The sequence below is a fragment of the Pseudaminobacter soli (ex Li et al. 2025) genome (genome assembly GCF_003012705.1).
GTDB classification, from domain to species: Bacteria; Pseudomonadota; Alphaproteobacteria; order Rhizobiales; family Rhizobiaceae; genus Pseudaminobacter; species Pseudaminobacter soli.
The window spans coordinates 1-15696 of record NZ_PXYL01000025.1; the positions used below are offsets into that span (position 1 = coordinate 1).

Here is a 15696-nt window from a genome sequence, read left to right on the forward strand (position 1 = left end):
CTTTCTTCTATCTTCAGTTTTCAAAGAACAGACATCGTCAGACACGATGTCGCGGCCCGCCTTCACTCTAGCTCCAGGGGCCATCCGAGGTCGCTCACGCGGCTCGCTTGATTTCGTCAACCAGGGCCTCTCAGAAGCGAACTTCCTCGCCGCCAGCGGCGCACCGCCCTCGTTGTTGAGGCGTATATAGGCCCCACCCTCCCAAACTGTCAACGACCTTTTCGACGTTTTTGAATTTTTTGCGACACTAATCGCCAATCCCAGCAATCCCCTGCGGAAGGTCCGGGAGGAGCCGCAACTTATCCCCAGCCGGCCCCTCGCCGAGCCCTAATGCAGCCCCAATCGGGGTCGATCTCTTACCTAACGCAGGTCAATTTCCGGCCTCGCGCGCGTTCCTTGGTAGGGGGACAGCTTCATCAGGAGCGCCTACAGGGGGAGCTTTCGTTGACTTCGACCGCCGCGGCAGGCAATTGTCGCGGCCATAGAGTTTGAACCGGGGCCGATCAGGGACGGGATACGCCACCGCTCTTCATGCAGGATGTGGACAAAGCCATAGCCGAACTCGGCAATGAGGCGCCGCTGATCGCGGACGGCCGCAGTGGGCCGCCCGACAGGCGCGAGGTCTCTGCGCGCTGGCTGTCGGGCACCTTCCTGACCGGCGTGACCTCCAGCGTCCTGATGGGCGTGGCGCTGTTTGCCGCCCTCGACGGCCGTGAGCAGCTGGCAACCCCGCCCGAGATCGCCGAACTTGCGGCCATGAGTTCGAGCAGCGACGACGGCGGCCAGAACGCCAAGGCCGATCGCCTCGTCCAGCCGCGCCAGATCGCCCGGGCGAAAGACCGGCGGCGGATGGAAGTCTCGATGTCCAGCCGTATCGGCGACCGCGACGTGGTGCGCACCGTTCCCTTCGTCCAGATCAAGATGGCGCTCGCCGGCGGCTACAAGACCAGCCGCTCCTACCCGCCCTTCGATCCGCTCGACGTCTTCGCCGAGGACGGCGCGGCCCAGACCGCAGCCCCCGCTGGACAGATCTACGGCGTGAAGGTCGAAAGCGAGATGAGCCTGAAGACGGTGGATTTCCCGATGGAAACCGCCGCCTTCGACGAAAAGAGCGACCTTTCGGCCGACGAGGTGGAGGAAGTCGTGCGCACCACCGGCGCCATTCTCACCGACGGCGACGTGCAGGTTGCGGCCCTTCACTATGTCGATCCCGAGCGATTCGGCGATTCGCTCGCCACCCAGGCGCTGACCGGCTCCTATGGCGTGCGAATCGTTCCCGAAAACGTCTCGGTCGCCTCGCGCAACGCCGCCGACGATTCGGCGATGGCCTATGCCGAGGAGATCATCCCCTTCTCCACCGAGCGCGAGATCGAAGACGCGCTGGCCGATTCCGGCTACACCGGCCAGGACGCCGCGGACATGGCCGAGGCCATTTCCAAGATGATCAACGGCACGACGCTCAAGGCCGGCACGGTGCTGCGCGTCGGGCTCGAAGTGCGCGGCGACGAGGCCCGCATCGTCCGCACCAGCGTCTATGACCGCACCCAGCACATATTGACCATCGCGCTGAACGATCAGCACCAATATGTGACGACCAACGAGCCCGACCCCAATCCGGAGCTGCTGACCGCCTTCGACGATTCGGTGCCGACGGTTGCGCGCGGCAATCTGCCGAGCGTCTATGACGGCATCTACCGGGCGGCCTTCTCCTACGGCATGTCCAAGGACATGACCAAGCAGCTCATCAAGCTCTTGGCTTCGGATGTCGACTTCCAGTCGCGCCTCAACCCGTCCGACCGGCTCGAAGTGCTGTTCTCCGAGCCCAATGGCGACGACCAGGCTTCCGACGATTCGCAGCTTCTCTATGTGTCCGCCACCTTCAGCGGCACGACTCGGAATTTTTACCGGTTCCAGTCGAACGACGGCAGCTTCGACTATTTCGACGAGGAAGGCCGCAGCTCCAAGCAGTTCCTGCTGCGCAACCCCCTGCCCAACGGCACCTTCCGCTCGGGCTTCGGCGCGCGGCGCCATCCTATCCTGGGCTACACCCGCATGCATACCGGCGTCGACTGGGCGGCCCCCACCGGCTCGCCGATCATCGCCGCGGGCAATGGCGTGGTGGAAAAGGCGGGCTGGGCCGGCGGCTATGGCAAGCAGACCATCATCCGCCACCCCAATGGCTACGAGACCTCCTACAACCACCAGAGCGGTTTTGCGTCCGGTATCGTGGCCGGCGCGAAGGTGCGGCAGGGTCAGGTCATCGGCTATCTCGGCTCGACCGGCCTCGCGACCGGCCCGCACCTGCACTACGAGCTGATGGTCAACGGCACCAAGGTCGACCCGATGCGCGTGCGCCTGCCGCTCGGCAAGGTGCTGAAAGGCGACGACCTGGTTGCGTTCAAGCGCGAACGCGAGCGCATCGACGACCTGCTCAAGGAAGACAAGAAGACCGCCTCGCTGAAGGTCGCCAGCGCCAAGGCCGGCGAATAATCATTTTTTTCTGTCCGGCCATGAAGGCTGGGTCACCCAGGCCACCGCCACCGATGCCGCGCAAAGTGCGGCCGACACCCAGGCGATCACCTCGAAAGCCCGATTCGTCGCCTCGACCCGCAAGGCCTCGGTTTCCGGAGCCAGCGCGGTTTGCGGTGCGGCACCAAACTCCACGCCCGCGACCGGGGCGCCGAGCACGCCGGTAAACACCAGCCCGGCAACCGCGCCGAGGGCTGCGACCGCCATCAGGCCGGCGGCGCGGGCGACCGCATTGTTCACGCCCGAGGCCAGGCCCGTATCGTCATCCGAAACGGCCAGCATCACCGCCGCCGAAAGCGGCGATACGATGATCGCCATGCCGAGCCCGTTGAGCAGAAGCACCGGGAAGGTGACCTCCCACAGTCGCATCATCGGCATGGTCAGCGCCAAGAGCGCATAGGACACGGTCATGATGGCCGCCCCCAGCGTCAACGGCAGGCGCGGCCCCCAGCGATCCGCCAGCCGCCCCGAATATCCCGACAAGAGCGCGATGAACAACGACAGCGGAATGAACAGCAGGCTTGCCTGCCACTCCTTCACGCCCCAGCCGGTAATCACCGTCATGGGCAGGAAGAACAGCACCGCGCTGAAGGCGAAGAACAGAAACAGCGTGTAGATGTTGGCGCCGGAGAAGATGCGCGAGCGGAACAGCTGGAGCTTCACCATCGGCGTGCGCGTGTGGCTTTCCCAAAGCACGAAACCGGCAAAGAGCAGCGCGCCGATCAGCAGCCAGACGCCCGGGCTGAGCCACTGCCCTTCCCTGGGCAGGCCGAAGCTGGTCATGCCCCAGGCCAATACGCCCAGGCTGACGGTCGCGAGGATGGAGCCCAGTATATCCAGCCGCCGCTTGGCCGAAGGCCGGTCGGCCGGCACCCGCGTCAGCAGCATCACCAATGTCACGATGCCGATCGGCACGTTGATGGCGAAGATCAGGCGCCACATCCAGGGTTCACCGAACGAAAGCACGACACCGCCGATGAACGGCCCCATCGCCGTCGCCAGCGAGGAATAGGCGGCCCATTGCCCGATTGCCGCGCCGCGTATGTCGGCGGGGTAGGCCTTGGCAATGATGGCGAGGCTGCCCGGCACCATGAAGGCAGCGCCGATGCCTTGCGCGGCGCGCATCACGATCAGCATCTCGGCATCGGCCGAAATCGCGCAAAGCAGCGACGTGACCATGAAGATGGCAATACCGCCGGCAAAGATGTTGCGCACGCCGAAGACGTCGCCGGCAACTCCGCCGAGCAGCACCAGCGCGGACAGAAAGAGCATGTAGCCATTGCTGATCCACTGCGCGTCGACCAGCGTGGCGCCGAGATCGGTGCGGATCACCGGCATGGCGAGCGAGACGACGGAGCCGTCGATGAAGCCCATGCTCGATGCGAGGATCGCCGAGAGCATGACGAACCGGCGGCCCTGCGGCGGGCAAAAGGTTCGTGTCACCGCCGGCGCAGCGTCTATGGTCGAATCGGATGATCCCCGTGCGGACATCGCCGGAATCTATGTCGGCGGCGTTTTCCCGGCTAGCCCCCGCCATCCAGACCTTTTTCGGCCCGGCGGCGTGCCTTCCAACAACCTATTCGACGAACTCGACCGGCACGCCGGGGCTGACCAGCTTGGCCAGCTGCTCGGCATCCCAGTTGGTCAGGCGCACGCAGCCATGGCTTTCGGTCTTGCCGATCTTGGACGGATCGGGCGTGCCGTGGATGCCGTAGGTCGGCTTGTCGAGCGCGATCCACACCGTGCCGACCGGCCCGTTCGGCCCCGGCGGAATGGTGAGGATCCTGTCGTTGTTGCCCTGCTTGAAGTTCAGCTTGGGATTGTAGGTGTAGTTGGGATTCAGCGCCACGCGCGACACGGCATGCGTGCCGGTCGGCGACGGCGTGTCGGACGAGCCGATGGTGGCCGGGTAGGCGACGACCAGCTTGCCGGCAGCGTCATAGGCGCGGACCTGCTTGCGTCCCTTGTCGGCGATGATGCTTGCAACCTTGCTCGCGGCCTGCCGCTTGGTATTCGCCACCCGGATGATGGTGCCGGGACGGTTGAAATTCGCCCCAGGATTGAGGGCCTTCAGATAGCCCTCGTCCATGTGGAAGCGCTCACCCAGCATTTCGATCACCGAGGTGTAGCTCATGCGGTCGAGCTGCGCTTTCTCGCTGTAGTCGGCAGGCACGGACGCCACGAACGGACCGGCCGCATCCTCGGGCGTGATCGTGTAGTTGACGAACGCATCGCCGCCGGTGGCCGCAAGCTGGGCCTTGATCTCGGCTGTATCGGTCGACCTCAGGCTGACGCCGGTGATATCGCGATAGGCAAGCAGGGCCTTGTCGACATTGCTGCCGAACTTGCCGTCGATGACGCCCGGCGAGGCCCCTGCCCGGTCGAGCAGTATCTGGATCGAAGCGACGTCTTCGCGCGCCGTAAACGTCGTGGGCGGTTCGGTAACCGCAGTGTCGTCGGCCGAAGGCGCCTCGATGATGGTCAGCTGCTCGGAGCTGTCCGGCGCGGTGCCCGGCTGGCTTGCGTTCGGCTCGCCGAGCGGTGCGCGCGTCACCGGTTCGCGCCGCACCACCTGCGGCTGCTGCTGCCGGTAGTCCGGATAGGACTGCTCGTCCGGGAACGCGCTGCCGGGCGGTGGCGGGAAATGGTCCTGCCCCAGCGAATAGTCCTGGTCGTCGTCATAGCTCGGCGATTCGGGATAACGCTCGCGCCAGCGGCCGCGCGGCTGGCTGTCGGTCTCGTAGGAATAGTCGTCGTCATAGTTGCGCTCGCGCGGCTGCGGACGCACCGCCCGCCGGTCGTTGCGGCTGCCAACCACGCCTCGGGGCGGCTGAACGGCGATGATCTCTCCGGTATAGGAATCGACGATGACGCGGTTGCCCTTGCCGTCGAAATAGATTTGTACGTCATGCGCTTGGGCCAGCTGCACGCCTGCGTCGGCTGGTTTGCTGATTCGCGTCGCCTCGAGCGCGCGCATGTCAGGCGCCGTCGCGGCTTCGGCAGCATAGGCCCAAAATCCGGCCGCAACCGCCGCAAGAAAACCAATCCTGCTGATCATATTCGCCAAATTTCCCCGGTAGTGCGCTGCCCCTCGGCAGCCTCCGCATGTTCAATCGCAAATGCGAAATCCGCCTAACGGTTCTCACATGAACCGGGCATGAAAATGGCCGCCCAAAGGCGGCCATTTGTCTGCGATTGCGCCCGTATCCTCAGGCGGCCTTTTCTTCTTCCACCGGCTTGGCCGCCTTGGTGCGGAAGTTCAGCCTGTCGGAGCCGGCGGTGATCTTCACCGTCGATCCGTCGAGGATATCGCCGAGCAGGATCTTCTCGGCCAGCGGATCCTGCAGTTCCTTCTGCATCACCCGCTTCAGCGGCCGGGCGCCATAGGCCGGGTCGTAGCCCTTGTTGGCCAGCCACTCGATTGCGTCGTGATCGAGCTGCAGCGTGATCTTGCGATCGGCAAGCAGCTTCTCCAGCCGCTTGAGCTGGATCTCGACGATCTTGTCCATGTCCTGGCGGCGCAGGCGATGGAACAGGATCACCTCGTCGATGCGGTTGAGGAACTCCGGCCGGAACGACGCCCTGACCACGGCCATGACCTCGTCGCGGACCTTGTCGACATCCTCATGCTCGCCGAGGCCGACCAGATATTCGGCACCCAGGTTCGAGGTCATGATGATCAGCGTGTTGCGGAAGTCGACCGTGCGGCCCTGACCGTCGGTCAGGCGACCGTCGTCCAGCACCTGCAGGAGCACATTGAAGACGTCCGGATGCGCCTTCTCGACCTCGTCGAAAAGCACGACCTGATAGGGCCGGCGCCGCACCGCTTCGGTGAGCACGCCGCCTTCCTCATAGCCGACATAGCCGGGAGGCGCGCCGATCAGCCGGGCGACCGAGTGCTTCTCCATGAACTCCGACATGTCGATGCGCACCATCGCGGTCTCGTCATCGAACAGGAAGGAGGCAAGCGCCTTGGTAAGCTCCGTCTTGCCGACGCCCGTGGGGCCGAGGAACATGAACGAGCCGATCGGCCGGTTCGGGTCCTGCAAGCCGGCGCGGGCACGGCGAACCGCCTTGGAGACAGCCTGCACCGCCTCGCCCTGGCCGACGACGCGCTTGGCAAGCTCGTCTTCCATCCTGAGCAGCTTCTCGCGCTCGCCTTCCATCATCTTGTCGACCGGAATGCCGGTCCAGCGCGAGACGATGTGGGCGATGTTGTCCGGCGTCACGGTCTCCTGAACCATGCCGCCCTTGCTGTCCTTGTCCTGCGCCTCGGCTTCCTTCAGCTTGCGCTCGAGCTCGGGGATCTTGCCATAGGCAAGCTCGCCGGCGCGCTGGAACTCGCCCTTGCGCTGGGCAATCGCCAGTTCGTTGCGTGCGTCTTCGAGCTGCTTCTTGAGGTCGGCGGCGAGACCCAACTTCTGCTTTTCGGCCTGCCACTTGGCCGTCAGCGCGTCGGATTCTTCCTCAAGCGAGGTCAGTTCCGTCTCGAGCCGGGCGAGACGATCCTTCGAAGCCTCGTCCTTTTCGACGCGCAGCGCCTCGCGCTCGATCTTCAGCTGCATGATGCGGCGGTCGATCTCGTCCAGCGCCTCGGGCTTGGAATCGACCTGCATCCTGAGCCGCGAGGCTGCTTCGTCCACCAGGTCGATCGCCTTGTCGGGCAGGAAGCGATCGGAGATGTAGCGATTGGACAGAGTCGCTGCCGAAACCAGCGCCGAGTCGGAGATACGCACCTTGTGGTGCTGCTCGTACTTCTCCTTCAGGCCGCGCAGGATCGAGATCGTGTCCTCAACCGTCGGCTCGTCCACGAACACCGGTTGGAAGCGGCGGGCAAGGGCCGCGTCCTTCTCGATATACTTGCGATACTCATCGAGCGTGGTGGCGCCTACGCAGTGCAGCTCGCCGCGCGCCAGAGCTGGCTTCAGCAGGTTCGACGCATCCATCGCGCCGTCTGCCTTGCCGGCACCGACCAGCGTGTGCATCTCGTCGATGAACAGGATGATGCCGCCGGCAGCCGACGTAACTTCCGAAAGAACCGCCTTCAGCCGCTCCTCGAACTCGCCGCGATATTTCGCGCCGGCAATCAGCGCGCCCATGTCGAGCGCCATCAGCTGCTTGTCCTTCAGCGATTCGGGCACGTCGCCATTGACGATACGCAGCGCCAAGCCCTCGGCGATCGCAGTCTTGCCGACGCCGGGCTCGCCGATGAGCACGGGGTTGTTCTTGGTGCGCCGCGACAGCACCTGGATGGTGCGGCGAATTTCGTCGTCGCGGCCGATGACCGGGTCGAGCTTGCCCGCACGGGCGTCGGCGGTCAGGTCGCGCGCATACTTCTTCAGCGCGTCATAGCCCTGCTCCGCGCTCGCCGAATCGGCGGTGCGCCCTTTACGAATCTCGTTGATCGCCTGGTTCAGCGCCTGCGGGGTGACACCGGCCTTGGCGAGAATTTCCGAAGTCTTGGCCGACTTCTCCATGGCCAGCGCCTGCAGCAGGCGCTCGACGGTGACAAAACTGTCGCCGGCCTTCTGGGCCAGATCCTCGGCGGTGGCAAAAACCTTGGCGAGCGGCTGGGCCATATAGAGCTGGCCATTTCCACCCTCGACCTTCGGCAGCGCATCGAGCGCGGCTTCGACGCCGAGCTTGACTTCGCGGGCGCGGCCGCCGGCGCGCTCGATCAGCGACGCGGCGAGGCCTTCGTCGTCATCGACGAGCACCTTCAGGATATGCTCAGGCGTGAACTGCTGGTTGTTTCGGGAAAGGGCAAGCGTCTGGGCCGACTGGATGAATCCCCGCACCCGTTCGGAATATTTCTCTAAGTTCATGTCTGTCTCCTTGCCGGTCCGGCCCGCTTTGCGGCACCGGATCAGATTGCGGTGACGAACCCGCTCAGCAGAGCCGGGTCCATTTCCAGCCAGATATGGGTATGCGCGGAATTTCCTCAAGACGGATTTTCCGGCCGCGCAAACAAAAACGGCGGAGACCTGAATCTCCGCCGTTCCAAACCTTGAAATCTGCCTGCCGCTCAGCCGTTGGCAGCTGCCAGAACCGAGTCGTCGCCCGGCCCATCGCTTGCCGGAGCTTCGCCACCGGCAGCTTCGTCCGGCTGGCGCTCGCCACGGCGCGGACGACGACCGCGACGCGGTGCGGCGGCCTTTTCCTCGGCCGGCTCGGCGGTCTCGGTCGAGCCGCCATTTGCTTCCGCCGCCGTCTCCGGCTGCGACTGCTCGACGGGCTGCGACTGGTCGACAGACTGCTGTTGGTCGGCAGACTGCGGCTGCGCCTGCACGGGATTCGGGCGGCGACCACGGCCACGGCCGCGGTTGTCGCCGCGGTGGCCGGCATTGTCAGCCGCCACTTCGCTGCTCAGCGCGACTTCGGCGGGCATGCCCTCGATCACCGGCTGCGGGCCCGAACCATTGCTCACGACCGGCGCTGCGACCTGCTCCGGCGCCGCTGCCGGGGCGCTCTGCTGCTGCTGGCCGCCGCTTGGTTGAACATTGCCGGCATTGTTGCCGTCGAACTCTTCGCGATCCTGATCATCGTCGTCGAAGTCGTCGCTGCGAGTGTTCTGGAATTGCTGCACCTGCGCCTGGGCGGCTGCGATGATGCGGTTGTAGTGCTCGGCGTGCTGCAGATAGTTTTCCGCCATCACCCGGTCGCCGGCGCTTTGCGCGTCACGAGCGAGGGTTGCGTACTTCTCTGCGATCTGCTGGGCAGACCCGCGAATCTTCACGTCCGGGCCGTTGCTCTCGTAATTGCGCGTAAGCGGATTTGGGCCTTTGCGACCATTGTTATTGTTGTTGTTGTTGTTACCGCCGCCATTGTTACGGCCGCGCATACGCCTGTTCTGCTGTTGTGGCCTCATCCGACTCTCTTCATCTTGAAAATAACCCGCGAGCGGGGCGCGTCAGCGGCCAGCCATCTCGTGGTGTTCCGACGGTGTTCGCCCGCAGTGCTTGCGTTGGCGTCACGTACCATTCCGTTCCGGTCTCATGTCACTTGCCGGGTGATCCCCGCACGAAGCAAAAGCGTCGTCTACGCAAGAAGGCAGTTTGTTTCCATGGGAACCGAATCGATAACAGCACTGCCTGCTTCGTCTCATCCGGTATCTCGAACCTAGCGGCATTCCCGAGAGTTGCCAAGTATTTTTTCGATCTACTACAACGCTTTGATTCGTCGCTGGAAAAGCAGCGTACGATCGTTTCCCGCAAGGTCATTTCCAGCTGCGAGAAGTTCAAATCCGGCTACGCCGAAAATGTCCGTTACACTTGTTCTCTGATCGAACCCGATTTCCAAGGCGACCCTGCCGCCAACTTCCAGATATGCCGCTGTCCCGGCGGCGATCACGCGATAAGCATCGAGACCATCATCCCCACCGTCAAGGGCAAGAAGCGGATCGAAGCCCCGCACTTCGCGCTGGAGAGCGCCAATATCCGTGTTCTTTATATAAGGCGGGTTTGAGACGATTAAATGGAAGCGCCCCGAAATTTTTGAGAACCAGTCGGATTCGACGGTTTCGAAGCGATCCGACAGGCCAAGTTGCTCGGCATTGCGGCGCGCGGTAGCCAGCGCGCCCGGCACGACATCGGCGCCAATGGCCGTCGCCTGCGGCACCTGGCTCAGCAGCGCAAGCGGAATGGCGCCGGTTCCGGTCCCGAGATCGAGGATGCAGCAGGCACCTTCCCGCTTCGCCACCTCGCGCACGAAGGGCAGCACCAAGTCGACCAGCGTCTCGGTATCGGGGCGCGGCTCGAGCGTTTCGGGCGACAGGAAGAGCCTCAGGCCGTAGAACTCGCGAAAGCCCAGGATGCGATGCACCGGCTCGCCTGCAAGGCGGCGGGAAAGCGCCGCTTCGATTTCGGCCAGCACCGGCGGCGCGAGCTCGCGGTCGGGCGAAACGATCGCATCGGTGCGGGTCGTGCCGGAAAAATGCTCGACGATCAGCCGCGCATCGAGGCCGGCGTCTCCGATGCCGGCTTCAGCGAGCCTCGCGCGCACGGTGCGCAGCAGCCCGGCCAGGGTCGCTGGTGTAGCCGTCGCGCCGGTCTCGGTCATATGCGTTGCCTTGCTCAGCCTTCCGAAAACTCGGCCAGGAGCTTCGACTGGTGGTCGGAAATCAGCGCGTCGACGATCTCGCCCATCTCGCCCATCATCACCCGGTCGAGCTTGTAGAGGGTGAGGTTGATGCGGTGGTCGGTCACGCGCCCTTGCGGGAAATTGTAGGTACGGATGCGCTCGGAGCGGTCGCCCGAGCCCACCTGCGCCTTGCGCGATTCGGAGCGCTCGGCATCGGCCTTCGAGCGCTCCATATCGAACAGGCGTGCGCGCAGGATCTGCATGGCGCGCGCCCGGTTCTGGTGCTGCGATTTTTCCGCCTGCACCACCATGATGCCAGTGGGCAAGTGTGTGATTCGCACCGCCGAATCGGTGGTGTTGACGTGCTGGCCGCCCGAGCCCGAGGCGCGCATCGTGTCGATGCGGATATCCTCCGCCCTGATCTCGATGTCGACCTCTTCGGCCTCCGGCAGCACCGCGACCGTGGCCGCCGAGGTGTGGATGCGGCCGCTGCCTTCCGTTTCCGGCACGCGCTGCACCCGGTGCACGCCCGATTCGTATTTCAGCTTGGCGAACACCCCCTTGCCGGAGACAGTCGCGATGATTTCCTTGAAGCCGCCGACCTCGCCTTCGCTGGCCGACGCCACTTCCATGCGCCAGCCCTGCTCGGCCGCGTAGCGCTCATACATACGGAACAGGTCGCCCGCGAACAAAGCCGCCTCGTCGCCGCCGGTGCCGGCGCGGATTTCGAGGATGGCGTTCTTTTCGTCTGCCGCATCCTTGGGCAGCAGCAGGATCTGGATCTCCTTCTGCAGGTCCTCGATCTTCTCCTCCACCGCCGGCAGTTCGCCTTCGGCGAGCGCGCGCATCTCGGCATCGGTGCCCTTGTCGGAGAGCATGGCCTCGAGGTCGACCACCTCCTGCTCGGCCGCGCGCAGCTCGCGGATCTTGGCGACCATCTCCTGGATGTCCGCATATTCCGAAGCCATCTTCACATAGGCATCCGGATCGGGGCCGGCCGCCATCTGCGCTTCGAGCATGTCGAAACGCTTGACTACCTGGTCCATGCGGTCGCGGGGCAGATTGATCATATGCGGTCTTTATACTTTTACAGCGGGATGGCGCGGTCGTCGGCGAAGGTCTGCAACAGCCCGCGCATCGGCAGATCGACACGCGGCCCGCCGAGATTGTCCTCGAGGAACGCCTTGATCTCATTCACCGGCAGTTCGGTCAGCATCGCCTTCACCGGGCCGATCGCGGCCGGCGACATCGAGATGGAGCGATAGCCGAGCCCGATCAAGGCCATGGCCGAGATCGGCTTGCCGGCAAGCTCGCCGCACAGCGTCACCGGCGTGTGGTTGCGCCGGCCGGCGTCCGCAATGTGCTTGAGCACGCGCAGGAACGGCACTGACAACGGGTCGAACCGGTCGGACAGCTGGGTGTTGCCGCGATCGGTAGCCATGACGAACTGGAACAAATCGTTCGAGCCGACCGAGACGAAATCCACCGACTTCATCAGCTCGTCGAGCTGCCACAGCAGTGAGGGCACCTCGACCATCGCACCGACCTTGAGGCTGGTCGGCAGCAGATGCGCGAAACGCGACAGATGCCGCACCTCGCGGTCAATGATCTCGCGCGCCTGGGCGATCTCGGCAAGCTCGGTCACCATCGGCAGCATCAGCTTGAGCTCGCGCCCGCCGGCCGCCTTGAGCAGCGCGCGCACCTGCGAGCGCAGCAGGCCCGGCCGGTCCAGCGTCAGGCGGATGGCGCGCCAGCCGAGCGCGGGGTTTTCCTCATGCGCGGTGTTCTTGAAGTAAGGCAGCACCTTGTCGCCACCGATATCAATGGTGCGGAAAGTGACGGGCTTGCCCTGCGCGGCGTCGAGCACGTCGCGGTACAGCCCCTCCTGCGCCTCGGCGCGCGGGAAGGTCGAAGCCACCATGAACTGCAGCTCTGTGCGGAACAGGCCGATGCCGCCCGCGCCGGCTTCCGCCAGCTGCGGCAGGTCGACCATCAGCCCGGCATTGATCAGGAGATCGACATGCACGCCGTCCTTGCTCTTGGATGGCTTGGTGCGCAGCTCGCGATAGAGCTCCTGCCGGCGTGCCCGGAACCGCACCTTCTCGGCATAGGCGGCCTCGACATCCGACTGCGGACGCAATTGCAGCGTGCCGTCCTCGCCGTCGACGATGATGGCGTCGCCATTTTCGGCCATCGACACGGCGCCCTTGGCCTGGCCAACCACCGGAATGCCCATGGCGCGGGCCACGATGACGACATGGCTGGTTGCCGTGCCGTCCTCCAGCACGAGGCCGCGCAGCTTTTCGCGAGGATAGTCCAGCATCTCCGCCGCGCCCATCGAGCGCGCGACGATGATCGCATCCTTGGGCAAGGTGGCGGCAACGTCTTCCGGCGCGCGGCCCATCAGCTGGCGCAGCAGGCGATTGGCGAGATCGTCGAAATCGCTCATCCGCTCGCGCAGATAAGGATCGGTCATGTGGAGCATGCGCGCGCGGGTGTCGCTCTGCACCTTTTCCACCGCCGCTTCCGCCGTCAGGCCGTTGCGGATCGCCTCTTCCAGCCGGCGCACCCAGCCGCGATCGTTGGCGAACATGCGGTAGGCTTCCAGCACCTCGCGGTGCTCGCCCTCGAAGGCCACCTCGCGGCGCTCCAGCATGTCGTCGATCGATAACCTGAGCGAGCCGAGCGCGGTTTCGAGGCGGCGCAGCTCCTGGTCGCTGTTCTCGTTGAACAGGTTGGTCACCACGATGCGCGGCTCGTGCAGCACTACATGGCCGAGGCCGACGCCATCGTTGAAGGCCAGGCCCTTGATGGTCGCAGAGCGGCGCAGGTCGAGTTCGAGGCCGCCATGGCGCGACAGCCGCGCCAGGTCGCCGGTGGCGATCATCTCGGCGATCACCATGGCGGTGGTTTCCAGCGCCTCGAGTTCCTCGTCGCGATAGTGGCGCTTGGTGCGGTTCTGCACGACCAGAACGCCCAGCGTGCGCCCTGCCCTCAGCACCGGCACGCCGAGGAAGGAGTGGTAGATCTCCTCGCCCGTTTCCGGGAGATAGGCGAAGGCCGGGTGTTCCTGCGCGTTGGAAAGGTTGAGCGGCCGGGCGCTCGCGGCAATGGTGCCGACCAGACCCTGGCCGAGCCGCAGCTGGGCCAAGTGGACCGACCCGGGATTGAGACCTTCGGTGGCGTAGAGTTCGAGCACCGAGTCGGCGCGCAGCACGTAGAGCGAGCAGACTTCCGCCACCATGTTGGAGGCGATGTCGCGCACGATACGGTCGAGCCGCTCCTGCGGCTCGAGCGGCTCTGCCATGAGCTCGCGGAGCCGTTTCAACAGAACGCGGGGACCGCCAGCCGTGTCACGCATCAGGCGTCGCTCCAAAATAACGTTGGCCGGCGTGCATTGTGCCACACGCCGGCTAACACGCGGGACGAAAAATCGTCTGTCTACTGCTTATCGAGCCCGTAGACGGAATGCAAAGTCCGAACGGCAAGTTCAGTATAGGGGCCGTCGATCAGGATCGAGATCTTGATCTCGGAAGTGGTGATCGCGCGGATGTTGATGCCCTTGTCGGCCAGCGCCTTGAAGGCGGTGGCGGCAACGCCGGCGTGGCTGCGCATGCCGATGCCGATGACCGACACCTTGGCCATGCCCTCGTCGTGCTGCACGGCGTCGAAGCCGATCTCGGAATTGATCTTCGCGAGCACGGCCAGCGCCTTGGAGACGTCGCCCGACGGCACGGTGAAGGTCATGTCGGTCGACTTGCCGTCCTCGGAGATGTTCTGGACGATCATGTCGACATTGATGTTGGCTTCAGCCAGCGGCCCGAAGATGCCGGCGGCGACGCCCGGCCGGTCGGCGACGCGGCGCAGCGAAATCTGGGCCTCGTCCTTGGCGTAAGCGATTCCGGTGACGACCTGCTGTTCCACGATTTCATCCTCGTCGCAAATAAGCGTTCCGGGCGGATTGTCGAAATCCCCCATTCCTGGCGCATCCGGGTCCTCGAAGGAGGAGCGCACGAAGGTGCGCACGCGATGCACCATGGCAAGCTCGACCGAGCGCACCTGCAAGACCTTGGCGCCGAGCGAGGCCATTTCGAGCATTTCCTCGAAGGAGATCTTGCTCATGCGCCGCGCCTTGGGCTCGATGCGCGGGTCGGTAGTATAGACCCCGTCGACATCGGTGTAGATATCGCAGCGGTCGGCCTTCACGGCAGCGGCGATCGCCACAGCACTAGTGTCGGAGCCGCCACGGCCAAGCGTGGCAATGCGGTTGTCCGGGCCAAGACCCTGGAAACCTGCAATGACGGCGACCTGCCCCTGCTTGAAGCGCTCGACCAGGAACGAACCGTCGATGTCGAGAATGCGGGCGGCGCCATGGGAGTTGTCGGTGCGGATCGGGATCTGCCAGCCCTGCCAGGAGCGCGCGTTGACGCCGATGTTCTGCAGGGCAATGGCCAGCAGTCCGGCAGTCACCTGTTCGCCGGACGCGACTACGGCGTCATATTCGCGCGCATCGTGCATGGCAGAGGCTTCGCGGGTCCAGGCAACCAGCTCGTTGGTCTTGCCTGCCATGGCCGAAACGACCACGGCAACCTCGTGGCCGGCATCGACCTCGCGTTTGACGTGGCGGGCCACATTGCGGATGCGGCTGATGTCGGCGACGGAAGTTCCGCCGAATTTCATCACAATACGCGCCATGGAAACCGGTCGCCCTTCACACTGTCCCCAGGGCCTGTCACGGCACCGGAAAATCCAAACGAAAGCGCCACGGATTCCGGGGCGCCAAGTCGCGGCCTCCATAGCCAAAAGCTGGCTGTTTCGCAAGTCGCGCATTGCCGCGTCCGATATGCGGCAAAGCATACTGATGGCAGGTTCGCGAGAGCCTCTACCCCAATCGTCATCCTCGGGCCGGAGCATGAGCGAAGCGAGTGCGGAGTTACGGCGACCCATGCCAGCTGCGCCAGAGCCGCCGCGGCGCAGAATGAGCATGAATCACGGCCCATGGCGCCATGGCGCCCCCTCTCCGTCTCGGGCTTCGCCCGAGCCATCTCTCCCCGAGAGCGGGGCGAGGAACCGTCACCCGCCAAGGTC

At 64.7% G+C, this 15696-nt stretch carries 9 protein-coding genes; 1 reads left to right on the forward strand and 8 read right to left on the reverse strand.

Going from position 1 to position 15696, the window contains the following annotated elements; genetic code table 11:
- Nucleotides 1–531 precede the first annotated feature (531 nt).
- A complete protein-coding gene (locus C7I85_RS27015; protein ID WP_106727108.1) occupies nucleotides 532–2490 on the forward strand; it encodes a M23 family metallopeptidase in 1959 nt (652 codons plus the stop codon).
- Here C7I85_RS27015 and C7I85_RS27020 read toward each other — a convergent pair whose 3' ends face one another.
- From C7I85_RS27020 to C7I85_RS27055, 8 genes are all read right to left on the reverse strand, one after another.
- Nucleotides 2491–3972 (reverse strand): MFS transporter, encoded by a 1482-nt coding sequence (locus C7I85_RS27020; protein ID WP_245445126.1) that lies wholly within the window; start codon nucleotides 3970–3972, stop codon nucleotides 2491–2493.
- Nucleotides 3973–4105: 133 nt separating this feature from the next.
- Nucleotides 4106–5587: a L,D-transpeptidase family protein gene (locus C7I85_RS27025; protein ID WP_106727110.1), complete on the reverse strand. Its 1482-nt coding sequence runs from the start codon at nucleotides 5585–5587 to the stop codon at nucleotides 4106–4108.
- A 151-nt stretch (nucleotides 5588–5738) separates the two neighbouring features.
- Entirely contained in the window at nucleotides 5739–8354 is a 2616-nt protein-coding gene (gene clpB / locus C7I85_RS27030) for an ATP-dependent chaperone ClpB (protein WP_106727111.1), read from the reverse strand.
- Nucleotides 8355–8554: 200 nt separating this feature from the next.
- Nucleotides 8555–9397, reverse strand: a complete 843-nt coding sequence (locus C7I85_RS27035) for a DUF4167 domain-containing protein (RefSeq protein ID WP_245445127.1) — start codon at nucleotides 9395–9397, stop codon at nucleotides 8555–8557.
- Nucleotides 9398–9690: 293 nt separating this feature from the next.
- A complete protein-coding gene (gene prmC / locus C7I85_RS27040; protein ID WP_106727113.1) occupies nucleotides 9691–10587 on the reverse strand; it encodes a peptide chain release factor N(5)-glutamine methyltransferase in 897 nt (298 codons plus the stop codon).
- Nucleotides 10588–10601: 14 nt separating this feature from the next.
- Nucleotides 10602–11678: a peptide chain release factor 1 gene (gene prfA, locus C7I85_RS27045; RefSeq protein ID WP_106727114.1), complete on the reverse strand. Its 1077-nt coding sequence runs from the start codon at nucleotides 11676–11678 to the stop codon at nucleotides 10602–10604.
- 17 nt (nucleotides 11679–11695) lie between these two features.
- Entirely contained in the window at nucleotides 11696–13969 is a 2274-nt protein-coding gene (gene ptsP, locus C7I85_RS27050; RefSeq protein ID WP_106727115.1) for a phosphoenolpyruvate--protein phosphotransferase, read from the reverse strand.
- Nucleotides 13970–14049: 80 nt separating this feature from the next.
- Nucleotides 14050–15303, reverse strand: coding sequence for an aspartate kinase (locus tag C7I85_RS27055; protein WP_106727116.1), 1254 nt, complete (start codon nucleotides 15301–15303; stop codon nucleotides 14050–14052).
- Nucleotides 15304–15696 lie beyond the last annotated feature (393 nt).

Bases quoted from the DNA above. Each gene is read 5' to 3' on its own strand.
- C7I85_RS27015 (WP_106727108.1), top strand. From the start codon at position 532: ATGCAGGATGTGGACAAAGCCATAGCCGAACTCGGCAATGAGGCGCCG.
- C7I85_RS27025 (WP_106727110.1), bottom strand. From the start codon at position 5,587: ATGATCAGCAGGATTGGTTTTCTTGCGGCGGTTGCGGCCGGATTTTGG.
- clpB (WP_106727111.1), bottom strand. From the start codon at position 8,354: ATGAACTTAGAGAAATATTCCGAACGGGTGCGGGGATTCATCCAGTCG.
- C7I85_RS27035 (WP_245445127.1), bottom strand. From the start codon at position 9,397: ATGAGGCCACAACAGCAGAACAGGCGTATGCGCGGCCGTAACAATGGC.
- prmC (WP_106727113.1), bottom strand. From the start codon at position 10,587: ATGACCGAGACCGGCGCGACGGCTACACCAGCGACCCTGGCCGGGCTG.
- prfA (WP_106727114.1), bottom strand. From the start codon at position 11,678: ATGATCAATCTGCCCCGCGACCGCATGGACCAGGTAGTCAAGCGTTTC.
- ptsP (WP_106727115.1), bottom strand. From the start codon at position 13,969: ATGCGTGACACGGCTGGCGGTCCCCGCGTTCTGTTGAAACGGCTCCGC.
- C7I85_RS27055 (WP_106727116.1), bottom strand. From the start codon at position 15,303: ATGGCGCGTATTGTGATGAAATTCGGCGGAACTTCCGTCGCCGACATC.